This is a genomic window from Jiangella endophytica (assembly GCF_003427025.1).
GTDB lineage: Bacteria > Actinomycetota > Actinomycetes > Jiangellales > Jiangellaceae > Jiangella > Jiangella endophytica.
The window spans coordinates 89,669-114,595 of sequence record NZ_QVAI01000022.1; the positions used below are offsets into that span (position 1 = coordinate 89,669).

Genomic DNA, 24,927 nt, shown 5'->3' on the forward strand with positions numbered 1-24,927 from the left:
GGGCTCAGCCGGTTCCCAGCGCCGACGCGGCGATCTCGACGGCGCGGTCGCGGCCGGCGGCGCCCTCCAGCCGGAAGGTCACGCCGTCGTCGACCCACACCAGCGTCGGCCCGGCGACGCGCGCCGACTCCGTCCGCTCGGTGCCGTCGGGCGCCAGCAGGACGAGGTCGTGCGGCGTGCCGAACCACCAGGCGTCGCGGCCTTCGACGGTGAGCATGGTCGCCGTCGAGCCGAGCACCGCCGTCTTGACGTACAGCGGCGACAGCGGGTCCGCCACCTGGTCCAGCCGGACCGTCCCGGCGCCGGAGCCCCAGGTCAGCGACAGCACGCGGTGGTCGGCCGACGCCTCGACGCCGTCGGGCGGGCCGAGCACGGGCGGCACGACGGGCGTCAGCCCGGTCAGCTCGGCGGCCGCGTCGAGCGAGAGTCCCGCGGGCGCCTCCGGCGGCGCCGACGCCGACGGCTGCGAGGGTCCGGGCCGGACGGCGACCGCGCCGATCCCGAGCCACTCGCCGACGGCGGCCCGCACCGGCGGCGTCAGCCCGAGCGCCACCAGCACCGCGACCACGACGACCGCCAGCCGGCGACCTCGCGGCCGCCACGGAGCGCGGGCGGGTTCCGGAGTGGTCCGCAGCCGATCCAGCACCGCGGTCGCGACGTCGGCCGGCGCGGGCGCGGAGTCGTCCAGCGCCGAGCCGAGCGAACGGCCGAGGGTGCGCAGCTCGCGGTCGAGGGCGTCATCCATGGTCCACCTCCTGGGCCTGCGTGGGCGCCAGCTGGGTCCGCAGCCGGCGCAGCGCCCGGTGCAGCCGCGACTTCACCGTGCCGCGCGGCCAGCCGAGCACCGTCGCCGTCTCCTCCTCGTCGAGGTCGAGCAGGTACCGGCAGACGACGACCCGCCGCTGCGGCTCGGGCAGCACCCGCAGCGCGGCCAGCAACTCCGCGCGCCGCTCCGTCGTCAGTGCCGTCGCCGCGGGGTCGTCGGCGGCGACGGCCGCCGCTGCCCCGTCGAGGACGAACGAGCGGTCCGCCGCCGCCCGGTACCGGCGGGCCGCCCGGGTGGCGTTGCGGGCCTCGTTGAGCACGATCCGCAGCAGCCACGGCCGGAACGGCGCGCCGTCGCGGAACGTGGCGATGGTCCGGTACGCCTTGACGAACGCCAGTTGGACGACGTCGTCCGCGTCGGGCCCGGCACCGGCCAGGACGGCGAGCCGGCGGGCGTCGGCGGCGTGCCGGCGCACGAGGACGGCGTACGCGTCGGCGTCCCCGGCGCGCACGCGGGCGATGGCGTCCTGCTCGGTCTGGTCGGCGATGGGTCGGTCCCCGTCCGTCGTCGTTCTGCCGTTCATACACCGCGCGGGCCGCCGGGGTTCCCGGCTGTGCTAGAACGGCGCCGTGCAGCTACTTCACAAGGGCAAGGTCCGCGACGTCTACTCCGACCGGCCGGGCGAGGTGATCCTCGTGGCGTCGGACCGCGTCTCGGTCTACGACGTCGTGCTGCCGACGCCGATCCCCGACAAGGGGAAGGTGCTGACGTCGCTCTCGCTCTGGTGGTTCGACCAGCTCGCCGACATCGTCCCCAACCACGTCATCTCCGCCGACGACGTGCCGGACGAGTGGCGCGGCCGGGCCATCCGCTGCCGTCAGGTCGAGATCGTCCCGGTCGAGTGCGTCGCCCGCGGCTACCTGGCCGGGTCCGGCTGGACGTCGTACCAGGAGTCCGGAGCCGTGTCCGGGGTCGAGCTGCCGCCGGGGCTGGTCGAGGGCGACCGGCTGCCGGAGCCGATCTTCACCCCCACCACGAAGACGCCGCCGGAGCTCGGCCACGACGAGCCCATGACCTACGCCGAGGTCGGCGCGCAGGTCGGCGAGTCGCTGGCGGCGCGGCTGCGCGACACCACGCTGACGCTGTACCGGCGGGCGGCCGAGCTCATGGAGCAGCGCGGCGTCCTGCTCGTCGACACCAAGGTCGAGTTCGGTCTGGCGCCCGACGGCACCCTGCTGCTGGCCGACGAGGTCATCACGCCCGACTCGTCCCGCTTCTGGCAGGCGTCGCAGTGGGCCCCCGGCCGACGCCAGGTCTCCTACGACAAGCAGGTCGTGCGCGACTGGGCGCAGGACCTCGGCACCTGGGACAAGACCCCGCCCGGCCCGGCCGTCCCCGCCGACGTCGTCGAGAAGACCCGCGGCGTCTACATCGAGATGTACGAGCGCATCACCGGCCGCGCCTGGGCGTAGCCCCTAGCGCAGCGACCGGTAGTGCTCGCGCCGGTCCGGCTCGAGGTGCTCGACGGCGTAGCGGAGCATGACGCGCGGCATGGCGGCGGCGTGGCGGTCGAGGAAGGCGAGCAGCCGGTCGCGGTCCTTGTCGCCGGCCGCCCGCAACCAGCCGCCGGCCGCCTTGTGGACGAGGTCCTCGGGGTCGTCCAGCAGCAGCTCGGCAATGGCGAACGTGTCGTCGACGTCGCCGTTCCTGATGAAGTGGGCGGTTGCCGCGATGGCCGTCCGCCGCTCCCAGCGGTTCTCCGACCGGGCCAGCTCGTACAGCACGTCGCGCGGCCGGTCGGCCAGGTAGCCGCCGACGACGTACGGCGCCGCGAGGTCGACCAGGTCCCAGTTGTCGATGCGGTCGTGGCGGCGCAGGTACAGCTCGTACAGCTCGCGGCGCCGGTCGTCCGGGGTGCGCTTGCGGCGGGCCTGCTTGTCCATGACGCTCAGCGCGCCGGCGCGCAGCTCGTGGACGTCGGACTCCAGCAGCCGTTCCAGCTCTGCCGGCGGGAGCTCGATGAACTCCTTGGCCAGCGCGAACACCGTCCCCATACGCACGCCCAGGAACACGCCGCTGGTGCCGTCCTTGAAGTAGCGCTGGATCTTGAGCAGTTCGTCGTCGGACTGGTGCTCGCGCAGCCGCCGTTCGAACTCACCGGCGTCGATGTCGGCCATGGCGCATCGTAACCGTGCGCGCCGGTCAGCCCAGCGCGGCGGGGTTGACCAGGCCCGGCGGCCGGTCGCCGGACAGGAAGGCCGACACGGCGGCGGCGCCCAGCTCGGCGGCGCGGTGCGCGGTCTGCCGTGTCGCTCCGGCGAGATGCGGCGTCATGACCACGCGGTCCGAGCGCAGCAACGGCCAGTCCGCGGGCGGCGGCTCGGCCGGGAAGACGTCGAAGCCGGCGCCGGCCAGGTGGCCGCTGTCCAGCGCCGCCGCCAGGGCGTCGTAGTCGACGAGGCCGCCACGGGCGGAGTTGACGAGGTAGCCGCCGGGCCGCATCGCCGCCAGCGCGGCCGCGTCGATCATCCGGGTGGTCTCGGGCGTGAGCCGCGCGTGCAGGCTGACGACGTCGCTGCGCGACAGCAGCTCGTCGAGGCCGACCAGCGCGACCCCGTCAGGCAACGAACCGGGCTCCGCGAACGGGTCGCTGACCAGCACGTTCGCGTCGAACGCTTGCAGCATGCGGGCCACTCGCCGGCCGATCGCGCCGTACCCGACCAGCCCGACCGTCGACCCGCCCAGCTCCAGCCCGCACTCGTCGTACGCGTAGAGGTCGCTGCGCCACTCGCCGGCCGCGACCGTGCCGTGGATGCGCGGGATGGCCCGCACAGTGCTCAGGATCAGCGTCAGCGCGTGTTCGGCGGCGGCGACGGCGTTGCGGCCCGGGGTGTTGCAGACCAGCACCCCGCGCTCGGTGCACGCGTCGACGTTGACGTTCACCGGCCCGCCGCGGGTGCACACGACCAGCCGCAACGACGGCGCCGCGGCCAGCACGCGCGCCGTCACCGGCGCCATCTGCGTGACGATCACCTCGGCGTCGCCGGCCAGCGCGACCAGCTCGTCCTCGACGTCGGAGGCCTCGTCGACCTCGGCGACCGGGCCGAACGGGACGAGCGGCCAGGGCAGCTCGAGCGTCCGGACGTCCAGGTCCGCTCCGCCGGCGGCCGTGCGCAGCCGATCGGCCAGCAGGTCGTTGCGGACGAAGTGATCCCCGGCCAGCAGGATCCGGCTCATGCGTTCCCTTCCGATGCGTGTGCCCAGGTGTCGCGCGCGGCGGCGACCCGGTCGAGGTAGGCGGCGAAACCGTCGTCGTAGTGCGCCCGGTGCGGGGCCGACGGCTCGACGGTGTGCGCGGGGATCGGCCAGCCGGGCGACTCGCCCCGCGCTTCCAGCGCCGACAGCACCGCGCCGTAGGCGCCGGCCTGTGGCACGTCGACGACGTCGAGCGGGCGGCCGAGCACGTCGGCGAAGAGCTGCGTCCATGCCGCGCTCTGGGCGCCGCCGCCGCAGACGGCCAGCCGCCCGGTCAGCCCGGCCGCGTCGAAACAGTGCCGGGCCGCGTACGCCAGCCCTTCGCACAGGGCCCGGACCAGGTCGGCCGGCGACGTCGCGAGGTGCAGCCCGTCGAACCGGCCGCGGGCGGACGCCTCGACGAACGGCGCCCGCTCGCCCGACGCCGACCAGTACGGCAGCACGGTCACGCCGCGGGCGCCAGGCGGCGACTGCGCCAGCAGGTCCGCGAGCGCCGACACCGGCGCGCCGATCAGCTGCAGCAGCCAGTCCAGCGACGCCGTGCCGACCATGGCCGGCATCGCCCGGATCCAGCGCTGCGGCTGCCACGTCGCCAGCAGCAGGCCGGCGCGGTGCGGGATCGGTCCCGGGCCCGACGTGACGACCTGGCAGGCCAGGGTGGTCCCGATGATCAGCAGGCCGTCGCCCGGCGTGACCGTGCCGCTGCCGCGGGCGGACGCGAGCAGGTCGTACGGCCCGGCGCTCACCGTCGTCCCGGCCGGCAGCCCGAGCGCGCTCGCCGCGGCGTCCGTCAGCCCGGCCGCCGGACCGCCCGGCCCGACGACCGGCGGCAGCAGCTCGCGCCGGTGCTCCAGCCCGGTGAGCCGCAGGACCTCGCCGGACCACTCGCGCGTCCGCGGGTCGAGGAACGGGTACGACGCGTCCGACACGTCGACGGCGCGGACGCCGGTGATCCGCTGGAACACCGTCCCGACGCAGTGCGTGGCGGTCGCCGCGCGGTCGAGCACGTCCGGCTCGTCGCGGTCGAGCGCGGCCAGGATCGCGGCCGACGCGCCGGGGAAGATCATGCCGCCGTTGCGGGCGAGGACGGCGTCGGCGGTGCCGTCGCGGTCCCACCGGCGGACGACGTCGGCGGCGCGGCCGTCCAGCCAGGACGCCGCCGGCCGCACCGGGACCCCGTCGGCGTCGGCCAGCCAGCAGCCGTCGCCCTGGCCGGTCATCGCGACCAGCTCCGGCGGGCCGGGCAGCTGGGTGGCGACGGCGCGGACCACGGTGGTCACGGACGCGACGACGGCCTCGGCGTCCTGCTCGACCCGGCCGCCGGCACCGTGCGCCAGCTCCGTCGGCACGCTGTGCACGCACAGCTCGGCGCCGTCGTCGCCGTACCCGACGGCCTTGGTCAGCGTGGTGCCGATGTCGACGCCGATGTACATGCCGCCTCCTCGCGGTCAGGGGGTGTCGAGCGGTGCGACGTGGACGTTCACGCGGCGTTCGCGCAGCGCCCGGACGACCTCGGGCGGCGTGCCGCCGTCGACCACCAGGTCGTCGAAGTCGGTGAGCGGCGCCAGCTGGTGCAGCGCGGTGCCGCCGAGCTTGGTGTGGTCCATGAGCAGCACCCTGCGCGTCGCCGAGCGCATCATCGCCCGCTTGACCAGCACGATCTCCTGCTCCTGGTGGTAGGTCAGCCCGCCCGACGCCGCCGACGTCGACGTCAGCAGCACGTCGGCGCGCAGCGACTCGATCGCCTCGATGCACGGCACGCCCAGGAAGGAGTCGTGCGTCGGGTAGTACTCGCCGCCCAGGGAGATCAGCCGGACCCGGTCGGAGCGGCTCATGGTGTTGATGACCTGCAGGAAGTTGGTGATGACGGTGAGCGGCGCCGCGTCGGCGAGCAGCTCCGCCACGCCGAGCGTCGTCGTCGAGTCGTCCAGCATGACCGCCATGCCCGGCTCGACCAGCGTGCGCGCATAGCGGGCGATGGCGGCCTTCTCGGCCCGCGCGGTGCGCAGCCGGTAGGCGACGTTGCTCTCGAACACACTGGACGGCTGCGCGCTGACGCCGCCGTGGAACTTGCGGACGACGCCCTGGCGCTCGAGCTCGTCGAGGTCGCGGTGGACGGTCATGAGGCTGACGCCGAACGTCTCGGCCAGCTGGCTCGCGGTGACCGAGCCCTCGCGCAGCACGTGATCGGCGATGCGGTCCTGGCGGGCGCTGCGCGTCGTCCGGGCGGTCATCGGGGCGCCTGGTTGTAGTGGTCGAGCATGACGGCGGACGGGCCGAAGCTCAGCTGCGTGGTGGCGGTCGGGTCCGGGCCGCGCAACACGGTGCGGTAGGCGCGCAGCGGGATGCCGGTGAGCCGGCAGACGACCAGGCGCATCAGGGTGTTGTGACAGACGACGAGCACGCGCTGGCCGGGGTGCCGGGCCGCGATCTCGCGCAGCGCCCGCTCCGCCCGGCCGGCGGCCGCCTCGGGGTGCTCGCCGCCGGGCAGGTGGTGGGCGACGGGGTCGCGCACGAACGCCTCGGCGGCGTCGGGGTCGGTGGTGCGCAGCTCGGCGAGCGTGCGGCCCTCGGCGTGACCGAAGTCGAGCTCGCGCAGACGTGCGTCGACGCGGACCTCCAGCCCGGTCGCGTCGGCGACGGCGCCGGCGGTCTGGCGGGCACGGAGCAGGTCGGACGCGTAGAGGGCGTCCGGCGGATGCTCCTTCGCGTGGGCGGCGAGGACCTCGGCCTGCGCCTGGCCGACCTCGTCGATGCCGATGTCGCTGGAGCCGGTGTAGCGGTTGCCCTCGTGCCAGGGCGTGCGGCCGTGCCGGGCCAGCGTGATGGTCGTCGTCATGGGGTGTACCTGCTGCTCAGCCGCTGCGCGGCGGTCGTCGGTGTGCTGCCTGTGGACGGTGCCGCCTCGTCCGCGTCGTCGAGGTAGCCGCGCCGGGTGAGCTCGGCGACCAGCCGGTCGTAGCCTTCGGCCAGCCGTTCGTGCGCGTCGGCCCGCGGCTCGACGACCGCGCGCCGGCCGACCATGGCCGCCGCGCGCTGCGTGACCGTGACCCCGGGCGCGTCGACGCGATGCCCGGCGGCCGACGCGAGGACGGCCATGCCGAACGCGGGCTCCGGGGTCCGCGGGATGACCAGCGGCCGGCCGAGCACGTCGGCGCGCAGCTGGTTCCAGTAGTCGCTTCGCGTACCACCACCGGTGATACGGATATCACCGTCGACGGGAGCTCCGAGCGCGGCGAGCCGCTCGAAGCACAGGCGCTCGACGTAGGCGACGCCCTGGACGACGGCGGCGTATCGCTCCGCCCGCGACGACGTGGCGCCGAGCTCGAACCGGGTCGCGTCGGGCCGGACGAACGGGAACCGCTCGCCGCGCGCCGTCAGCGGGTAGATGACGGCGCCCGCGGGCTCGTAGCGCCGGCCGGCCGCGGCGGCGAGCGCGTCGAGGTCGTCGTCGGCGAACTCGCCGGCGACGGCGCCCGCCCCGACGTTGGAGGCGCCGCCGGGCAGCCAGCCGCCGTCGGGGTGCCGGTGGCTGTAGACCGCCCCGGCGGGATCGTCGATGAGCGTGGGCGAGACGCCCTTGAGCACCAGTGTCGTGCCGAGGACGGAGTTCCACGAGCCGGGGGTCAGCGCGCCGGCGGCGATCTGCGCCGCGCACCCGTCCGTCATGCCCGCGACGATGGGGGTGCCGGCCGCGATGCCGGTGTGCGCGGCGGCCGCGTGCGTGACGGTGCCCAGCGTGCTGCCCGGCGCGACGACCTCGGGGAGCGTCGCGGGGTCGACGCCCGCCGCGCCGAGGAGGCGCTCGTCCCAGCGGCGGCCGGCGACGTCGTAGCCGGACTTCAGCGCGTGGCTGCTGTCGGTGTCGACGCGATGCCCGACCAGTGCCGCGGCGATGACGTCGGCGCTGTGGGCGACGTAGCGGCCGGACAGCCCGGTGGTCGTGTGGTGCCGGAACAGCCAGTCGATCTTCGGCAGCGCCCACGACAGCTGCACGGCGGTGCCCGAGCCCGCGGATCCGTCCGCCTCGGCCAACCGGCGCTTCAGGCGGGCCAGTTCGTCGACCGCGCGCGCGTCGTCGTACATGAGCGCGGGGGTGAGCGGAGCGCCCCGGTCGTCGCCGAGCAGGACGGTGCCGGATGTGCTGCACACGGCGACCGCGCCGACGGGGGCCGATCGGCACGCCGGCGGCAGCTCGCCGAACGCCTGCCGCGACGCCTCGCCGACGGCCTCCCACCACTGGTGCGGATCCTGCTCGTGCCGGCGGCCGGCGTCGCTGCGCCGATGGCTGGTCAGCCTGGCGGAACCGAGCGCCAGCACCTGGCCGGTGTCGTCGGCGAGGAGGACGCGCACGCTCTGGGTCCCGAGGTCGATGCCCACCCAGATGACGTCCGCCGACCTCGGATCCATATGCACCCCGTCGCCTCGATGTCTGTGCGTCCTGACGCACGTTATCGCATAGATAACACAACTGACTGTTAAAGATAACCTATCGTGCGATGCAGTGGGGCGGTTCGTCCGGCGGAGTCGTGAGGCGTGACGCCCCAACGTCCGGCCGCTGCGCCAGACTGTTCGCATGACGCCGCCCACCCGTCCAGCCGACCCGCCGTCGCGGCGCTCGCTCGCCCGCGACGCGCGCCAGCAGGCCATCGTGTCGCACGTGGTCGCCCATGGGGTCGCCACGGTCAGCGAGCTGACCGAGCTGACCGGGGCGAGCGTCATGACGGTCCACCGTGACCTCGACGAACTGGCCCGGCGTGGCGTCGTGCGCAAGTTCCACGGCGGTGTGTCGGCGCAGCCGTCGACGGTGTTCGAGAGCAGTTCCGAGTACCGGGTCCGGGTGCAGGTCAAGGAGAAGGAGTCGCTGGCGACGGCCGCGCTGGGCATGATCGAGCCGGGGATGTCGATCATGCTCGACACCTCGACGACGAACCTGTTCGTCGCCCGCCGGCTGGGCGAGCTGCGGCTCGGGCCGCTGACGGTGGTGACGAACTACCTACCCATCATGCAGGCGCTCAAGACGATGCCCGACATCCACCTGATCGGCGTCGGCGGCGACTACAACGCCACGCACGACGCCTTCCTCGGCCTGAGCGCGATCGAGGCGATCGGCGCCCTGACCACCGACATCGTCTTCCTGAGTACGTCGGCCATGACCATCTCGACCACCTATCACCAGGAACCCGAGATCGTCACCGTGAAGCGCGCCATGATGGCCGCCGGCCGGCGGCGCGTGCTGTTGATGGACCCCACGAAGCTGAACCGCACCGCGCTGCACCGCCTCGCGCCGACGTCGGACTTCGACCAGCTGGTGGTCAACGCCGACGCGGGCGACCGCCTGCTGTCCGAGCTGGGCGAGCACGCCACCGTGGTGCCCGCGAGCTGAGCCCGCCGCGCCGCCCGAACCGCCCGGAATCACCGCGGAACCGGCCCCGATCCGCCACGAATCCGGCCGGTCACGGAGTGGTCGCCGAGCGGCCGCTTGCAGTTCATCTCTTCGTGGAAGTTAAGTCTATCGTTCTTCGTGTTAAGTCTGTTACGGTCACTCGCACAGTCGAAGATGACCGTCACGTCGGGAGGGCGTTCGTGACCACCACCACCGCCGCCCGGCGGGGCCAGGACGACGCGGGCGCCGACGGCGCCGCGGCCGCCACCAGCGGCAGCGGCGGCCCCGGGTCCACGGCCCGCCGGCGCCGCCGCGGCCCGCACCACTGGCGCCGTCGCCGCAAGGAATACTCGCTGTTCCTGCTGATGATCTCGCCGAATCTGCTGATCATCGGCACCTTCGACTACTGGCCGGTCATCTACAACGCCTGGCTGAGCCTGACCCGCTGGAACATGATCTCCGGCGCACCGCGCTACGTGGGGCTGCAGAACTACGAGAACCTGTTCACCAGCTCGAGCTTCCACGGGATCCTGCTGAACACGCTGACGTTCAGCGCGGCGATCGTGGTCGGCAGCGTGGTGCTGGGGCTCGCGCTGGCGCTGCTGTTCGACCAGAAGCTGCGCGGCCGAGGGCTCGTCCGGACCGTGGCGTTCGCCCCGCACATCGTCAGCGGCGCCGCCGTCGCGACGTTGTGGCTGTTCATCTTCGACCCGGCGTACGGGCTGTCGCGGGTGGTGCTGGATCCGTTCGGGATCGAGTCGCCGAGATGGGTGAACGACGCCGACTGGGCCTTGATCGCGCTGGTCATCGCGTACCTGTGGAAGGGCATCGGGTTCGTCGCGATCGTCTACCTCGCCGGGCTGCAGAACCTCCCGGAGGAGCTCTACGAGGCGGCCAAGCTCGACGGCGCCGGCACGTGGACGACGTTCCGGCGGATCACGCTGCCGCTGCTGTCGCCGGTGACGTTCTTCGTGCTGGTCACGTCGATCATCGGCACCTTCCAGGCCTACGACATGATCGCCGTCCTCACCGGGGGAGGGCCGGGCGACGCCACGACGACCCTGTCGTGGTTCGTGTACCAGCAGGGCTTCCGCGCCTCCGACGCCGGCACCGCCGCCGCGGCCGCCATGCTGCTGTTCGTCATCCTGCTCGTCGTCACGGGCCTGCAGACCAGGTTCGTCCAGCGCAAGGTGCATTACACATGACCGCCGCACGGCTGCGACGGGTGCTGCTGTACGCCGGCCTGGTGGCCGTCGGGCTGCTGTTCATCGGCCCGTTGTACTGGCTGTTCTCGTCTGCTCTCAAAGAACCGGGTGACATCTACCAGTTCCCCCCGCGCTGGCTGCCCAGCTGGCACGTCGAGAACTTCGCCGAGGCCTGGCGGGCCGCGCCGTTCGGCGACTTCTTCGTCAACTCGCTGATCGTCACCGCGGGCGGCGCCACGATCAAGCTGGTCAACGCGACGCTCACGGCGTACGCGTTCGTGTTCCTGCGCTTCCCGTACAAGAACGTGATCTTCCTGGTGATGCTCGGCGCCCTGATGGTGCCGAACAACGTGACGCTGATCGTCAACTACATCACCGTGTCGAACCTCGGCTGGGTGAACACCTACCTGGGCCTCATCGTGCCCAGTGCCGGTTCGGTGTTCGGCATGTTCCTGCTGCGGCAGTACATGCTCACGCTGCCCGGCGACATCGTCGAGGCGGCGCGCGTCGACGGCGCGGGGCACCTGCGCATCATGTGGCAGGTCGTGCTGCCGATGTGCAAGCCGATGCTGGTCACCGTCGGGATCATCGCGATCGTCGACATGTGGAACGACTTCATCTGGCCGCTCATCGTCACCAACACCGTCGAGATGCGGACGCTGCCCATCGGACTGCTCTACCTGCGCTCCACCGAGGGCTACTCGAACTGGGGCGCGATCATGGCCGGCACGGTGATGGTCGCACTCCCGATGCTCATCCTCTTCCTGGTCGCCCAGCGGCAGATCACCCGCGGGCTGACCGGCGGGGCCGTCAAGGGCTGACCCCCGCCCGCGAGTCACGAAAGGACGCTCCGACCATGCGACACCGCACCGTTCTGCGCCCCTCCCGACCGAGCCGGCGCGACTTCCTCTCCATGGCGGCGGCCGCCGGCGTCGCCGTACCCCTGCTCGGCTGCGCGGGCGGCGTCACCGACGACGGCGGCAGCGGCGACGACACCTCCGACCCGGGCGGCAACCTCGACCAGGTCGACGTCAGCCCGCCGTCGCAGTACGCCGGGCGCGTCAACGTCGCCATGTGGAGCGCGATGGGCGGCGTCAACGGCGAGGCGCTCGCCGCGCTGGTGGACAAGTTCAACCAGTCGCAGGAGGACATCTACGCCGAGGTGCAGTTCCAGGGCGCGTACGCCGAGTCCGCGCCGAAGCTCACCGCGGCGCTGCGGGCCGGCGCCGTCCCGGACGTGATGATGCTCGCCGACACGTTCTGGGGCCGGTTCCTCATCAACGACGCCCTCGAGCCGCTGAACGATTACTTCGACGACGAGTTCGGCCGCGACGACTACGTCGAGGCGCTCTTCGACGAAGGGCTGGTCGGCGACGAGCTGTACTGGCTCTCGTTCGGCCGCAGCACGCCGCTGTTCTACTACAACAAGAACGTGTTCCAGCAGATCGGCCTGCCCGACCGCGGCCCCGAGACCTGGACGGAGCTGCGCGAGTGGTCGTCGGCCATCTCCGAGCTCAGCGTCAACGGCCAGCCGCTCAAGGCGCACGCCTTCACCGGCGACGACGACTGGCAGTTCATGGCCTCGGTCTGGCAGTTCGGCGGCCGGCTGTCTGAGGGCCTGGACGTCACCATCGACTCCGGTGGCGCCGTCGACGCGGCCCGCTGGCACCAGCAGTACATCTTCGAGGACGGCTACGGGTACCTCGCGCAGGCGTCCGGCACCGACTTCGGCACCGGCGTGGTCGCGACCACGATCACGTCGACCGGCGGGCTGCGCGGCATCTACGAGGCCTCCGCGACCGCCGGGTTCGAGGTCGGCACCGCTTTCCTGCCGCAGGAGGTGGCCAGTGGCGTCCCGACCGGCGGCATGGGCTTCTCGCTGCTCAAAGGGGCTGCACAGGAGCGCAAGGATGCCGCGTTCCAGCTGCTGAAGTTCCTCGGGCAGCCGGAGAACGCCGCCGAGTGGACGCTCGCGACCGGCTACCTGCCGATCGTCAAGGCGTCGATGGACGTCCCCGAACTGGCGCAGACGCTGGCCAGCGACCCGAACTTCAACGTCGCCGTCGAGCAGCTCCCGGAGGCGCAGGGCAGCGACGCGATCCGTTCCTACCTGCCCAACGGCACCGACATCATCATCAGCGGCCTGCAGCGCATCTACAGCGACGGCAGCGAGGATCCGCAGGACGTGTTCGACGAGGTCGCGGAGCAGCTGCGGCAGGGCGTCGAGGACATCCGGCCCGGCTACGAGAAGTACTTCGGCTGATGGACCTGAGCGTGTGCGCGCACCGCGGCTCGCCGTCGGTGGTGCCGGAGAACACCATCGGGTCGTTCCTGCAAGCGGTCGACGAGGGCGCCGACGAGGTCGAGCTGGACCTGCGGCTGTCGGCCGACGGACGGCTGGTCGTCATGCACGACGCCACCGTCGACCGGACGACGGACGGCACCGGCGCCGTCGCGGAGCTGACGTTGCGTGAGCTCCAGGCGCTCGACGCCGGCGGCGGCGCGCGGATCCCGTCCTTCGAGGAGGTGCTGGACGGCGTCGGCCCGCGGCTACGCCTGCAGGTGGAGATCAAGGCGCCGGAAGCGGTCGGCCCGCTCGCCGAACTGCTGCGCGACCGCCCCGGCGACCTCGCCCGCATCTCGCCGTGCTGCTTCGACCCGGACGTCGTCGCCGAGCTGGTCCGGCTGTTCCCGGACGCGCCGGTCGGGCTGATCGCGTCCGGCGGGTCGGCCGAGTCGCTCGACCGGGCCGTCGAGCTGGGTGCGTCGCGCGTGCTGTTCGGCTGGTCCGGCACCGACCGCGCGCTGGTCGAGAGGGCGCAGTCGCATGGCCTGGAGTTCAGCGTCTGGCTGGTCAACACGCCGGAGCAGCTTCGCGACGCTCAGGCGCTCGGCGTCGACGGGTTCACGACGGACGAGACGGCGGCGATCGTGGAAGAGCTCGTGCGGGCGGAGGAGGCGGCATCATGACGGAACTCTCGCGGCGGACGTTCGTCCGGCTCGGCGGTGCGGCGGCGGGCGCCGGAGTGCTGGCGGCGACGGGGTCGACGACAGCGACGGCGGCAGCGGCGGCCGGCCGGGGCGGGGCGCCGGCGCGGACGCCGTCGTTCGGGCTGACCGAGCCGGCCGAGCCGTTCTTCGTCAACGTCGGCCTGCACGACCAGCGGACCATCATGCAGTCGTTCGCCGTCGACAGCACCGGCCGGCATGTGTACGTCGTGCAGATCACCCAGGGCGGCACCATCCTCCCCGGCGACGCGCCCGGTGACGAGGAGTACGCCCGCCGCGCCGCCCGTGGCGACCTCACGTTGTCGAAGCTGGACCTCGCCGGGAACCTGCTCGGGCACATGTACCTCAAGCGGTTCGGGCACGGCGTCGCGATCGGCGTCGAGCGGACCGGCCGCGACGTGCACCTGTGGACCGAGGTCGACGCCGTCACCGAAGGCGCCAGCGGGTGGGGGACCCGGCTGCTGCGGTTCCCGTTCGCCGACGGTGCGGTCATCGACGCCGACGCGACGCCGGGCCTGCAGCGGCGCGAGTTGCTGCCCGGCGTCGACCGCACCACCTGCAACGTCGACCCCGTCCACCGGACGCTGGTCATGCGGTACCGCCGCGACGGCGCGTTCCGGTTCGCGCTCTTCGACCTCGACGACGTGCGCCGCGAGCGGCCCGCGTACGAGCCGATCGCCGACGTCGCCCAGCCGGACGTGCTCAGCGGCGGGCCGGTGTTCCAGGGTTACGCGACGTACGGGCGTGACCTCTACCTCTTCGACGGGCAGATCTACAGCGCGACGAACCCGCCGGAGGGGAAGGGCAACGCGCACCTGACGCGGGTCGACTGGCGGACCGGCGGCGTCGAGGAGCGCGTGCGCACGATCGACGGGCACGAGCTGCACCGCCGCGAGCCCGAGGGCCTCGGCGTCTGGCTCGAGACGCCTGGGCGACGGCCGACGGCGCGGCTGGGGTTCGCCTTCGGGACCAGCGTCACCGCCGACCCCGACGACGACCGGCTCTGCACGATCCTGACGAAGTCGCTCGGCGGGTAGCCGGCTGCTGCACCGTCGATCAGGGCAGTACGGCGGTCGCCTCGATCTCGATCAGCTGACCCGGGAACGCCAGCGCGGCCACGCCGACCAGCGTGGCCGCGGGCGGGCCGTCGGGCCGGACGACGACGTCGCCGGCGGCGACCAGGCCCACGCGCACCTGCTCGAGGCTGTGCTCGTTGTAGCCGGCCACGAAGATGCCGAGCCGGACGACGTCGGCGAACGTGGCGCCGGCCGCCGCGAGCGCCGTCGCCACGTTGCGCAGCGTCTGCTCGGTCTGGGCGGCGAGGTCGCCCGCGCCGACCAGGGTGCCGTCGGCGTCGCACGGCACCTGACCGGCGACGACGACCTGGCGCGAGCCGGTGGCGACGACGACCTGGGAGTAGGCCGGGGCCTGGGGGAGACCGGGCGGGTTGATCAGCTCCATGGGCATGGCGGGAGCCTACGGCCGGCCACCGACAACGTCGGCGATCGCCGGCGGGGACCGCCTCTAGGGTGGCGGCCATGACCGTCGCCCGTTCGATCGCGCTGTTCCTGCTCGCCGCCGTCGCCGAGATCGGCGGCGCCTGGCTGGTCTGGCAGGGCGTGCGCGAGCACCGCGGCCTGCTGTGGACCGGCCTGGGCGTGATCGCGCTCGGCCTGTACGGGTTCGTCGCTACGCTGCAGCCCGACGCGCACTTCGGCCGGGTCCTGGCGGCGTACGGTGGCGTGTTCGTCGCCGGCTCGCTGGCCTGGGCGATGATCGCCGACGGCTTCCGGCCGGACCGCTACGACGTGATCGGCGCGGCGATCTGCATCGTCGGCGTCGCGATCATCATGTACGCGCCTCGTCCCGCGTGAGCTCGTAGATGGTCTCGAGGCCGTCCTCGTCGTCCCACTGCTCGCCCACCTCGACGAACCCGAACTGCGCCACGAGGTTGCGCGAGGCCAGGTTCGTCGGACTGACACTGGCGCGGACGACGCGCACCTGCGGGTCGTGGGCGGCGCGGTCGAGCATCACCTCCAGCGCGGCCCGGGCGTACCCTCGGCGGCGGTGCGCCGGGTCGATCGCGTAGCCGACCTCGACCCGGCCGTCGTGGTCGGGCGGGCCGTGAAACCCGGCGTGTCCCACGGCGACCTGGCGGTCGTCGTCCCAGACGATGCCGGTGATCCAGGCGGCGCTGGCGGGGTCGGTGGCGATCTGCTCGCTGCGCATGCGCCACACACTGCTCCAGTGCGAGCCGGCGCAGTACGGCGTCAGCTCGACCGGCGACTCCTGGTTGGCCGTGACGATGTCGCCGTCGGCGAGGGCCGTCAGCGCCGCCTTGTTCAGCTGCACGATGCTGATGTGCTTCGGGTCGGTCATCACTTCGGTCATCGGGGCACATCGTGCTCGCCGCGACGCCGGAACACAAGGCGGCGCGTTGCGGAGTCGCCGGATCAGGCGCCGGCGGGCAGCGGCTCGCCGGTCTCGAGCAGCGTCTTGAGGCTCGCGATCAGCTCCGGCCAGCCGCCGCTGACATCCTGGAGGACCTGGCTGCCCGGTTCGAAGCCGTCGTGGACGACGGTGAGCCGGACCAGCTCGCCGCGCTGCTCCAGCTCGAACGTCACCCTGGACCGCTGCTCCTTCGCCGTCGCCGCCACCTTCTCGGGGTCGAGCCCGTGCGCGGCGGCGAACTCGGGCGTGAACGTGTGCCAGGTGTAGGCGAGACGCCGGTAGGGCTCGGCCTCGAGCACCCGCTGCTCGTCGTCGGCGATCGTCGCGCCGGCCTCGTGCCAGACCATCGCCGAGCCTGCCCGCCAGTCGGTGTCGAACGTGGCGCCCCAGTAGCGGCTGGTGAACGCGTTGTCCGTCAGCGCCTGCCAGAGCTTCTCCGGCGTGGTCCTGATGAACGTGGTGTACGTGAACTCGGTGCTGCTCATGGGGGCCTCCAATGCGGTCTTGAGGTCGGCGAGCGCCTGCACGCGCCCGCGGTGGTACCGGCTGATCCAGCGGTCGGCGATCGCGTTGATCGGCTCGGCGTTGAGGAAGTGGTGCTTCTCGCGGCCGCGCTTCTCGGTGGTGACGAGGCCGGCCGCCTCGAGGACGGCGAGGTGCTTGCTGACCGACTGACGGGCCATGTCCAGGCCGGCGCACAACTGGCGCAACGTCTGGCCGTTGCCACGGTTCAGGCTGTCCAGCAGCGCCCGGCGGCTCGGATCCGCCAGCGCCCGGAACACGTCGTCGTCCATGGGTCCTCATCGCTGGATAGGCAGCTGATCGGCTGCCTTTTATGGTTCGACCATAGGCAGCCGTTCGGCTGCATGTCAACCGTCGGGCGTCAGATGGTCATCGAGGCGGATCGGCCCTGAGGTGCGCGGCGATGACCGTGTTGGTGCTCAGGACGTGCTGGACGAGCTCGCGGAAGTCGTCGAGGCGGGGATGGCGCGCGGCCTCGTCGCTGCTCAGCTTCCGGCCGAACAGCGCCGCCGCGTCGAAGGAGGCGGCCGCGGGCATGAGCTGGACCGCCGGTCCGGGCTGGCCGGGCACCGGGCCGATGCGGCAGCCGAACGTCACGTGGTCGCTGTGGTCGTCGCCCTCCCAGGTGCCGAACACGGCGTCGAGCAGCACGTCGTTGCCGTCGTGGTGGTGGCAGCTGGCGTAGAAGACGGCGTACGGGGAGCCGTCGCGGTGGACGAAGCCGGTGACGCGGCGGAACGGCTGGGCGCAGTCGGGGCAACGGTGCTCGGCGATCTGCAGGTTCGGCGCGGTCGTCAGGCTCACCGGCGCATCCTCCCATCGCGACGTGAACGCCCGATGCCGCCGCCTTGGCCTGGGTGCGCCGGCAACGGCCGGTCGTCGTGAGCCTTGGGCCATCGCGGCATGAGAGGGACGGGACCGGAGCCGCCCAGCTCGACGGGCGCCGGTTCGACCCCAGTGCCGGCGGTCGATCCGGGGCGTCTCGTGGTCGACGGCGGCGAGCTGGTGTCGTGGGCTCGTGTGCGCCGTCGGCTGATGCGCGGCAGTCGTCGGCTAGTACTCGAGTCGTAGATCGTGATCTTCATCGTGCTGTTCCCCGTTGCCGGCTTGGCCGCAGGTAGCCGACGTGAGAGATGCCGGGTCATGGCAGGCTCTATGCCATGACCGCGCCGAAGCCGCCGAGACCGCTGACCAGGCGCGGCAGGGTGTTGATCTGGTTCATGATCGTGTTCGTTGCCATGGTCGGCGTCGGCGGTGGCGGCGCCCTGATCGCCGAGGGGCTGAATGGTCGTGACGCTCAGGCCGACGGCCCGGTCGGCTCACTCACCCCCACGGACCGTGACTGTGGCAGGGACAGCTGCGCGTGGATCGGCGAGTTCGTCAGCGAGGACGGCACGATCACTCGGACCGGCGTCCTGTTGAGCGACGCCGAACGGACCCGCCACGGCGACCCGATGCCGGCGAGGATCGACAACGTGCGCCTGCACGACGACGCTGGCCGGCCGACCGCCTACACCGTCGACTACAACCCGGGCCCGAGGATGGCCGCCGGTGTGTTCGTGCTGATGTTCGGCCTGGTGATGGCTGCGTTGATGGTACGGAGCGTCAGGCGCTACAAGCGCCCGGCAGCACCTCCTGAACCGGCTGCGAGTGACACCACCCCGCCGGCACAGGCTTAGCTCCGGCGTGGATCGTGATCTTCACGGTCCGCTGGTGGTTCGTCGCCGGCACGGGTCAGCGCCGTAGACCTCGTCGCCGGGCACCCCGGCCCTGGTCAGACGTTCGCTGGAGTGGTCCACGACCTCGGCAGAGACAAGGCGCGGTCGATGAACGCGTGCCCGGCATCGGTGGCGTAGGTCAGACTTGACGGGTCACAAGACCCCCGCTGAGCTGCGGGATGTGGAGCGGGTGACGGGAATCGAACCCGCATGACCAGCTTGGAAGGCTGGGGCTCTGCCATTGAGCTACACCCGCGCAGGGCCAAGAAGCCCGTGGCACAGAGTACCCTGTGATCTGGCCTAGACTTGTCCGGGCACCCGGGGCGTAGCGTAGTGGCTAGCGCGCCTGCTTTGGGAGCAGGAGATCGCAGGTTCGAGTCCTGTCGCCCCGACCAGCCCGCGTTCGCAACAGGCAGCATCGTTGCGTTCGTGCCGCAGACCACCCACACAGGAGACACGAGAGCGTGAAGAGCGTCGTCGAGACCCTCAACCCGACCAAGATCCGGCTCGCGGTCGAGGTTCCCTTCGCCGAGCTTGAGTCGAACATCCAGTCCGCCTACAAGCGGATCGCCGCCCAGGTCACGGTGCCGGGCTTCCGCAAGGGCAAGGTCCCGCCGATGGTCATCGACCAGCGCATCGGCCGGCCGGCGGTGCTGGAAGAGGCCGTCAACGAGGCGATTCCGCAGCTGTACCAGGACGCGATGCGCGAGAACGAGCTGACGCCGCTGGCGCAGCCCGAGATCGACCAGCCGCAGTTCGGCGAGGGCGAGGACCTCAAGTTCACCGCCGAGGTGACGGTGAAGCCGAAGATCGAGCTGCCCGAGTGGGAGGGCCTGGAGGTCCAGGTCGACGACCTCGAGGTGGCCGACGACGACATCAGCGGGCGCATCGACGAGCTGCGGGCGCGATTCGGCACCCTGGTGACGGTCGAGCGGGCCGCCGCCGACGGCGACTTCGTGCAGATCGACCTCAACGCTACGGACGGCGGCGAGCCGGTCGAGGGCGGCCAGGCCAGCGGCGTCTCTTACCAGATCGGCCGCGGCGGCATGGTCGACGGCCTGGACGAGGCCCTGGCGGACCTCACCGCGGGCGAGTCGAAGACGTTCAAGACGACGCTCGTCGGCACCCACGAGGGTGAAGAGGTCGACGTCGAGGTCACGGTCAACGCCGTCAAGGAGCAGCAGCTGCCCGAGCTGGACGACGAGTTCGCCCAGCTGGCCAGCGAGTTCGACACCCTCGACGAGCTGCGCGACGACATCCGCCAGCAGGCGCTGAACAGCAAGCGCATCGAGCAGGCCATGTCCGCCCGCGACAAGGTGCTCGAGCAGCTCCTCGCGAACGCCGGCGACATCCCGCTGCCCGAGGAGCTCATCGCCCAGCAGGTCGAGGAGCACCTGGCCGACGGTCACGGCGACGACGACCACCGGGCCGACTTCGAGAAGCAGATGCGCGGCAACCTCACCCAGCAGTTCGTCCTCGACGAGCTGGTGAAGTCCGAGAACATCGAGGTCTCGCAGGACGAGCTCAGCTCGTACATCATCCAGCAGGCCATGCGTTCGCGCATCGACCCGAACCAGCTCGCCCAGCAGCTGGTCGACCAGGGCAACCTGCCGGCCGTCGTCGCCGACGTCGCGCGCGGCAAGGCGCTGGCCCTCGCCGTCGAGAAGGCGAAGGTCACCGACGCCTCCGGCAACGAGGTCGAGCTGAACCGCCTGCGCGAGGACGGCACCCTGGCCGACCCGAGCGAGCTCGAGGGCGTCCCCGCCCCGGCGGTCGACGGCTCGTTCGAGTTCGCCGAGCTCGACGAGGAGCAGCAGGCCGACGCGGCGGAGGCCGGCACCGAGCAGGCCGATGCCGAGGCCGCCGATGCCGAGGTGGCCGATGCCGAGGCGGAAGATGCCAAGGCGGACGAGAAGAAGGCCTGACGGCCGGACCACAGCACGAGCACGCAGATCAGGTGACCATGCCCACGGCTGGTCACCTGATCGCGTTTACGCACCATATGGACTCGCCGCGCACGCCGTCAGCGAACACGGGCCATGCGGCGGATGGTCGCCGCGGCCTTTGTGGTTAGTGTCGTTGGCACCACGAAGAAGCAAGAAGTCTCATACGGTCTCGACGACCTGTAGTAGCCCCAAGGAGATCACGGTGAGCACACGCCCCGAGACGTCGGGCCCGTCCCTCATTCAGGCCCATTCCCCGACGCCGACCATCGGTGGTGGTCTGGACGACCACATCTACAACCGGCTGCTGCGGGAGCGCATCATCTTCCTCGGCTCCGAGGTCCGCGACGAGAACGCCAACGCCATCTGCGCGCAGCTGCTGCTGCTGGCGGCCGAGGACCCCGACCGCGACATCAACCTCTACATCAACTCGCCCGGTGGCTCGGTGTCGGCCGGTATGGCCATCTACGACACCATGCAGTACGTGAAGCCCGACGTCGTCACGCTGGCGATGGGCTTTGCCGCCTCGATGGGCCAGTTCCTGCTGACGGCGGGCGCGCCCGGCAAGCGGTACGCGCTGCCGCACGCCCGCATCCTCATGCACCAGCCGTCCGGCGGCATGGGCGGCTCGGCCAGCGACATTCGCATCCAGGCCGAGGCGATGCTGCGCACCAAGCGCGAGATGGCCGAGCTGATCGCGCACCACACCGGCCAGACGGTCGAGCGCATCGAGGCCGACTCCGACCGCGACCGCTACTTCACGCCGCAGGAGGCGCTCGAGTACGGCTTCGTCGACCACGTGGTCGAGAGCGCCTCGCAGGTCTCCCAGGGCGGCGGCACGGCCTGACGCCGCCAACGACACCGAGCGACCACCCCGACAGAGGAGACCCCAGTGAACTACTACATCCCGCAGTGGGAGGAGCGCACGTCCTACGGCTTCCGGCGGATCGACCCGTTCGGCAAGCTGTTCGAGGAGCGCATCATCTTCCTCGGCACGCCCATCACCGACGACGTCGCCAACGCCGTCATGGCGCAGCTGATCTGCCTGGAGTCGATGGAGCCCGACCGCGACATCGAGATCTACATCAACTCGCCCGGTGGCTCGTTCACGGCGATGACGACGATCTACGACACCATGCAGTTCATCAAGCCGGACGTCCGGACGGTCTGCATGGGCCAGGCGGCGTCCGCGGCGGCCGTCCTGCTGGCGGCCGGCGCCCCCGGCAAGCGGCTGGCGGTGCCGAACGCGCGCATCCTCATCCACCAGCCCTACACCGAGGGCACCTACGGCCAGGCCAGCGACATCGAGATCCAGGCGAACGAGATCCTGCGCATGCGCTCGCTGCTGGAGAAGATGCTCTCCGACCACTCCGGCCGCAGCCTCGAGCAGGTGCGCAACGACATCGAGCGCGACAAGATCCTGACCACGCAGGAGGCCATCGACTACGGCCTGGTCGACAACTTCACCGCCTCGCGCAAGGCCAGCCTGGTCGGCTGACCTCGCACCGATCGGGTCCGGCGGCGACGCGCCGGACCCGATCCGCTCTCCGGGTGCCCGTTTGTCCACCAGACGTTGTAACGTCGAAGGCAACGCAGGGCTCGCGAGAGCCGGCGATACGCACGACGTCGATCCGCGACGTGGGTCTGCACGGCCGAGATCGCAACCGTAGACGGAAGGACGTACCGCGTGGCACGCATCGGCGACGCTGACCACCTGCTCAAGTGCTCGTTCTGCGGTAAGAGCCAGAAGCAGGTGAAGAAGCTCATCGCAGGGCCCGGGGTCTACATCTGCGACGAGTGCATCGATCTCTGCAACGAGATCATCGAAGAGGAGCTCAGCGAGACCGCCGAGGCCGGCGGGCTGTCCGAGCTGCCGAAGCCGCGCGAGATCTACGAGTTCCTCGAGCAGTACGTCATCGGTCAGGACGTCGCCAAGAAGGCGCTCTCCGTCGCCGTCTACAACCACTACAAGCGGGTCCAGGCGCGCCAGTCCGCCGCCGCCCGCGGCCACGGCAAGGACGACGCCGTCGAGCTGTCCAAGTCGAACATCCTGCTCATCGGCCCGACCGGGTGCGGGAAGACGTACCTGGCGCAGACGCTGGCGAAGATGCTGAACGTGCCGTTCGCCATCGCCGACGCCACCGCGCTGACCGAGGCCGGCTATGTCGGCGAGGACGTCGAGAACATCCTGCTGAAGCTGATCCAGGCCGCCGACTACGACGTCAAGAAGGCCGAGACCGGCATCATCTACATCGACGAGGTCGACAAGATCGCCCGCAAGAGCGAGAACCCGTCGATCACTCGCGACGTGTCCGGCGAGGGCGTGCAGCAGGCGCTGCTGAAGATCCTCGAGGGCACCACGGCGTCCGTGCCGCCGCAGGGCGGGCGCAAGCACCCGCACCAGGAATTCATCCAGATCGACACCACGAACGTGCTGTTCATCGTGGGCGGCGCGTTCGCCGGGCTGGACGACATCATCCAGGGCCGCATCGGCAAGCGCGGCCTGGGCTTCGGCGCCGAGATCCGGTCCAAGTCCGAGCGCGAGGCGGTGAACACCTTCGGCGAGGTCATGCCCGAGGACCTGCTCAAGTTCGGGCTGATCCCGGAGTTCATCGGCCGTCTCCCGGTCATCACCACGGTGTCGCCGCTGGACCGCGCCGCGCTCATCCGCATCCTGTCCGAGCCGCGCAACGCGCTGGTGAAGCAGTACATGCGGCTGTTCGAGATCGACCACGTCGAGCTGGAGTTCACCGACGACGCGGTCGAGGCGGTCGCCGATCTGGCGTTGCTGCGCGGCACCGGCGCGCGCGGGTTGCGGGCCATCCTCGAAGAGGTGCTGCTGCACGTCATGTACGAGGTGCCGTCGCGCGACGACGTCGCCCGGGTGGTCATCACCCGCGACGTCGTCGAGACCAACGTGCTGCCCACCCTGGTGCCGCGCGAGGGCCCGCGCAAGCGCGAGCGCCGCGAGAAGTCCGCCTGACGTTTGGCCGATCCGACGAACACGGCGGGCCGGGCCTGCGGTTGAATCCGCCCATGAGCGAGACACTCGTCCTGCGTGGCGGCACTGTGTTCGACGGCCTCGGCTCGCCCGGCGCACCAGCCGACGTCGTCGTGGCCGACGGCGTCATCCGGGCCGTCGCGCCCGGTGCGGCCGTCGACGAGACCGGCGCCCGGGTCGTCGACTGCACCGGCCGGTACGTCGCGCCCGGCTTCGTCGACGCCCACTCGCACAGCGACATGGTGCCGCTGATGGACGACCCGCAGCCGTTCAAGCTGTTGCAGGGCGTCACGACGGAGGTGGCCGGTAACTGCGGGTTCAGCTTCGCCCCGCTGGACGACGACTCCGCGGCCATCGTCCAGGCGATGTACGGCGAGCTGGGCTGCGACATCCCGCCGCCGTCCGGCTCCTTCGGCGCGTTCCTGGAGCGCGTCGAGCGGCACGGCCCCACCAACCACCTGGCCTACCTCGTCGGCCACCACACGCTGCGGCTCACGGCCAACGGCGCCGGCGACGAGCTGCGTCCCGGTGCGGTCGAGCACATGCAGCGCCTGGCCGCCGAGGCGTTCGAGGCCGGCGCCGTCGGCTTCTCCACCGGCCTGATCTATCCGCCGGGCTGCTTCGCCGAGCGGCCCGAGCTGGAGGCGATCGCGCGCGTCGCCGGCGCCTACGGCCGCACCTACGCCACCCACATGCGCGACGAGGGCCGCTACGTCGAGGACGCCATCGACGAGGCGGTGGCCGTCGCCAGGGCCGGCGGTGTGCGGCTGCAGATCTCGCACTGCAAGGCCGCCGGGCGGGCCGCGCACGGCAAGAGCGCCGCGCTGCTGGAACGGATCGAGGCGGCCCGGCTGGCCGGCGTCGACGTCATGGGCGACCAGTACCCGTACCTCGCCGGCGGGACGGTGCTGCTCGCGCTGCTGCCGAACCGCGCGGCCGAGGGCGGCGCCGCGGCCATGACCACGCGGCTGGCCGACCCCGCGTACCGGGTCGGGCTGCGGGCCGACGCCGAGCGCGGCGACCCGGGCGACGGCATGTGGGCCAACACGACGCCCGCGCAGGTCATCGTCACCGGGCACCGCGACCACGACGCCGTCGGCCGCACCGTCGCCGACCTGGCGGCCCAACGGGCCGCCGACCCGTTCGACACGCTCTGTGACCTCGTCGTCGACGATCCGGCCGCCATGATCGTCGTCGAGATGATGGCCGAGCCGGACGTGCGGGCGATCATGGCCAGCCCGCTGGTCGGCATCGGCTCGGACAACGGCCCGCCCATGGGGTTGCAGCACCCACGCACCTACGGCTGCTTCCCGCGGTTGCTGGGCACCTACGTCCGCGACGAGAACGTGCTGACCTGGGAAGAGGCCATCCGCAAGGCGACCTCGCTGATCGCCCGCCAGTTCGGGCTGGCCGGCCGCGGCGTGCTGCTGCCCGGCGCGCACGCCGACGTCACCGTCTTCGACCCGGAGCGCATCGGCCACGCCGGCAGCTACACCGACCCGGCCGTGACGCCGGACGGCGTCGACACGGTCGTGCTGGGCGGCCGGGTGGTCGTCGACGGCGGCGGCTTCACCGGCGAGCGGGCCGGGCGGGTGCTGCGCGCCTGAGCGTCGGTACGGACCGACGAGTTCCGCGGCCCGGGGTCGTCGGATCGGACAAAGACGCGAGCCG

At 71.8% G+C, this 24,927-nt stretch carries 26 protein-coding genes and 2 tRNA genes; 15 read left to right on the forward strand and 13 right to left on the reverse strand.

The genetic code is table 11. The features are described from left to right. Window positions 1-4 precede the first annotated feature (4 nt). Together DZA62_RS30840 and DZA62_RS30845 are read right to left on the reverse strand one after the other, a co-directional pair. A complete protein-coding gene (locus DZA62_RS30840; RefSeq protein ID WP_116952802.1) occupies window positions 5-745 on the reverse strand; it encodes a hypothetical protein in 741 nt (246 codons plus the stop codon). Continuing rightward, window positions 738-1,349 (reverse strand): RNA polymerase sigma factor, encoded by a 612-nt coding sequence (locus DZA62_RS30845; RefSeq protein WP_116952803.1) that lies wholly within the window; start codon window positions 1,347-1,349, stop codon window positions 738-740. The genes DZA62_RS30840 and DZA62_RS30845 overlap by 8 nt, the downstream gene beginning before the upstream one ends. A 46-nt stretch (window positions 1,350-1,395) precedes the next feature. Here DZA62_RS30845 and DZA62_RS30850 point away from each other — a divergent pair, with 46 nt between their 5' ends. After that, complete coding sequence (locus tag DZA62_RS30850; RefSeq protein WP_116952804.1) at window positions 1,396-2,238, forward strand: phosphoribosylaminoimidazolesuccinocarboxamide synthase; 843 nt, start codon at window positions 1,396-1,398, stop codon at window positions 2,236-2,238. Between the two features lie 3 nt (window positions 2,239-2,241). On the opposite strand, the gene DZA62_RS30855 is transcribed toward DZA62_RS30850, so the two are convergent. Genes DZA62_RS30855 through DZA62_RS30880 form a run of 6 tightly spaced genes read right to left on the reverse strand, consistent with a single transcriptional unit; the run spans window position 2,242 to window position 8,431 of the window. Beyond that, window positions 2,242-2,943, reverse strand: coding sequence for a DNA alkylation repair protein (locus DZA62_RS30855; RefSeq protein ID WP_116952805.1), 702 nt, complete (start codon window positions 2,941-2,943; stop codon window positions 2,242-2,244). 25 nt (window positions 2,944-2,968) lie between these two features. Further along, entirely contained in the window at window positions 2,969-4,003 is a 1,035-nt protein-coding gene (locus tag DZA62_RS30860; RefSeq protein ID WP_116952806.1) for a 2-hydroxyacid dehydrogenase, read from the reverse strand. Then, window positions 4,000-5,454 (reverse strand): FGGY-family carbohydrate kinase, encoded by a 1,455-nt coding sequence (locus DZA62_RS30865; protein WP_116952807.1) that lies wholly within the window; start codon window positions 5,452-5,454, stop codon window positions 4,000-4,002. Before DZA62_RS30865 ends, DZA62_RS30860 begins: the two co-directional genes overlap by 4 nt. A 15-nt stretch (window positions 5,455-5,469) precedes the next feature. Further along, window positions 5,470-6,255: a DeoR/GlpR family DNA-binding transcription regulator gene (locus DZA62_RS30870; protein ID WP_116952808.1), complete on the reverse strand. Its 786-nt coding sequence runs from the start codon at window positions 6,253-6,255 to the stop codon at window positions 5,470-5,472. Continuing rightward, on the reverse strand, window positions 6,252-6,860 hold the full coding sequence (locus DZA62_RS30875) for a histidine phosphatase family protein (protein ID WP_116952809.1): 609 nt from the start codon (window positions 6,858-6,860) through the stop codon (window positions 6,252-6,254). Before DZA62_RS30875 ends, DZA62_RS30870 begins: the two co-directional genes overlap by 4 nt. Further along, the gene (locus DZA62_RS30880; RefSeq protein WP_116952810.1) at window positions 6,857-8,431 is read right to left on the reverse strand and encodes an FGGY-family carbohydrate kinase; all 1,575 of its coding nucleotides are present in this window, start codon (window positions 8,429-8,431) and stop codon (window positions 6,857-6,859) included. Before DZA62_RS30880 ends, DZA62_RS30875 begins: the two co-directional genes overlap by 4 nt. A gap of 166 nt (window positions 8,432-8,597) precedes the next feature. Here DZA62_RS30880 and DZA62_RS30885 point away from each other — a divergent pair, with 166 nt between their 5' ends. From DZA62_RS30885 to DZA62_RS30910, 6 genes are all read left to right on the forward strand, one after another. Next, window positions 8,598-9,407, forward strand: coding sequence for a DeoR/GlpR family DNA-binding transcription regulator (locus tag DZA62_RS30885; protein ID WP_116952811.1), 810 nt, complete (start codon window positions 8,598-8,600; stop codon window positions 9,405-9,407). A 200-nt stretch (window positions 9,408-9,607) separates the two neighbouring features. Beyond that, the gene (locus tag DZA62_RS30890; RefSeq protein ID WP_198664381.1) at window positions 9,608-10,612 is read left to right on the forward strand and encodes a carbohydrate ABC transporter permease; all 1,005 of its coding nucleotides are present in this window, start codon (window positions 9,608-9,610) and stop codon (window positions 10,610-10,612) included. Then, window positions 10,609-11,433, forward strand: a complete 825-nt coding sequence (locus DZA62_RS30895; protein ID WP_116952812.1) for a carbohydrate ABC transporter permease — start codon at window positions 10,609-10,611, stop codon at window positions 11,431-11,433. The genes DZA62_RS30890 and DZA62_RS30895 overlap by 4 nt, the downstream gene beginning before the upstream one ends. A 35-nt stretch (window positions 11,434-11,468) precedes the next feature. Further along, a complete protein-coding gene (locus DZA62_RS30900; RefSeq protein ID WP_116952836.1) occupies window positions 11,469-12,875 on the forward strand; it encodes an ABC transporter substrate-binding protein in 1,407 nt (468 codons plus the stop codon). Next, a complete protein-coding gene (locus DZA62_RS30905) occupies window positions 12,875-13,582 on the forward strand; it encodes a glycerophosphodiester phosphodiesterase (protein ID WP_116952813.1) in 708 nt (235 codons plus the stop codon). Before DZA62_RS30900 ends, DZA62_RS30905 begins: the two co-directional genes overlap by 1 nt. Continuing rightward, entirely contained in the window at window positions 13,579-14,658 is a 1,080-nt protein-coding gene (locus DZA62_RS30910) for a phage baseplate protein (protein WP_116952814.1), read from the forward strand. The genes DZA62_RS30905 and DZA62_RS30910 overlap by 4 nt, the downstream gene beginning before the upstream one ends. Before the next feature lie 19 nt (window positions 14,659-14,677). On the opposite strand, the gene DZA62_RS30915 is transcribed toward DZA62_RS30910, so the two are convergent. Continuing rightward, on the reverse strand, window positions 14,678-15,088 hold the full coding sequence (locus DZA62_RS30915) for a RidA family protein (RefSeq protein WP_116952815.1): 411 nt from the start codon (window positions 15,086-15,088) through the stop codon (window positions 14,678-14,680). Between the two features lie 71 nt (window positions 15,089-15,159). Here DZA62_RS30915 and DZA62_RS30920 point away from each other — a divergent pair, with 71 nt between their 5' ends. Next, window positions 15,160-15,495 (forward strand): YnfA family protein, encoded by a 336-nt coding sequence (locus tag DZA62_RS30920; RefSeq protein WP_116952837.1) that lies wholly within the window; start codon window positions 15,160-15,162, stop codon window positions 15,493-15,495. On the opposite strand, the gene DZA62_RS30925 is transcribed toward DZA62_RS30920, so the two are convergent. The 3 genes from DZA62_RS30925 to DZA62_RS30935 form a co-directional block, all read right to left on the reverse strand. Further along, entirely contained in the window at window positions 15,470-16,012 is a 543-nt protein-coding gene (locus DZA62_RS30925; protein ID WP_198664382.1) for a GNAT family N-acetyltransferase, read from the reverse strand. The two genes, DZA62_RS30920 and DZA62_RS30925, sit on opposite strands and share 26 nt — an antisense overlap. A 62-nt stretch (window positions 16,013-16,074) precedes the next feature. Beyond that, a complete protein-coding gene (locus DZA62_RS30930; protein ID WP_116952816.1) occupies window positions 16,075-16,866 on the reverse strand; it encodes an ArsR/SmtB family transcription factor in 792 nt (263 codons plus the stop codon). A gap of 97 nt (window positions 16,867-16,963) precedes the next feature. Further along, window positions 16,964-17,398 (reverse strand): hypothetical protein, encoded by a 435-nt coding sequence (locus tag DZA62_RS30935; protein ID WP_116952817.1) that lies wholly within the window; start codon window positions 17,396-17,398, stop codon window positions 16,964-16,966. Between the two features lie 356 nt (window positions 17,399-17,754). On the opposite strand from DZA62_RS30935, the gene DZA62_RS30940 reads away from it, so the two are divergent. Beyond that, window positions 17,755-18,273: a hypothetical protein gene (locus DZA62_RS30940; RefSeq protein ID WP_157988017.1), complete on the forward strand. Its 519-nt coding sequence runs from the start codon at window positions 17,755-17,757 to the stop codon at window positions 18,271-18,273. Between the two features lie 221 nt (window positions 18,274-18,494). Here the strand turns inward: DZA62_RS30940 and DZA62_RS30945 are convergent. Beyond that, window positions 18,495-18,568: transfer RNA gene (locus DZA62_RS30945), tRNA-Gly, on the reverse strand. A gap of 63 nt (window positions 18,569-18,631) precedes the next feature. On the opposite strand from DZA62_RS30945, the gene DZA62_RS30950 reads away from it, so the two are divergent. The 6 genes from DZA62_RS30950 (at window position 18,632) to DZA62_RS30975 (ending at window position 24,863) form a co-directional block, all read left to right on the forward strand. After that, window positions 18,632-18,707, forward strand: a tRNA-Pro gene (locus DZA62_RS30950). 69 nt (window positions 18,708-18,776) lie between these two features. Continuing rightward, window positions 18,777-20,237, forward strand: coding sequence for a trigger factor (gene tig, locus DZA62_RS30955; RefSeq protein WP_116952819.1), 1,461 nt, complete (start codon window positions 18,777-18,779; stop codon window positions 20,235-20,237). A gap of 259 nt (window positions 20,238-20,496) precedes the next feature. Then, window positions 20,497-21,102, forward strand: coding sequence for an ATP-dependent Clp protease proteolytic subunit (locus DZA62_RS30960; RefSeq protein ID WP_232827653.1), 606 nt, complete (start codon window positions 20,497-20,499; stop codon window positions 21,100-21,102). A 45-nt stretch (window positions 21,103-21,147) separates the two neighbouring features. Then, entirely contained in the window at window positions 21,148-21,753 is a 606-nt protein-coding gene (locus DZA62_RS30965; protein WP_116952821.1) for an ATP-dependent Clp protease proteolytic subunit, read from the forward strand. Window positions 21,754-21,942: 189 nt separating this feature from the next. Continuing rightward, window positions 21,943-23,238, forward strand: coding sequence for an ATP-dependent Clp protease ATP-binding subunit ClpX (gene clpX, locus DZA62_RS30970; RefSeq protein WP_116952822.1), 1,296 nt, complete (start codon window positions 21,943-21,945; stop codon window positions 23,236-23,238). 53 nt (window positions 23,239-23,291) lie between these two features. Next, complete coding sequence (locus tag DZA62_RS30975; protein WP_116952823.1) at window positions 23,292-24,863, forward strand: N-acyl-D-amino-acid deacylase family protein; 1,572 nt, start codon at window positions 23,292-23,294, stop codon at window positions 24,861-24,863. Window positions 24,864-24,927: the final 64 nt, after the last annotated feature.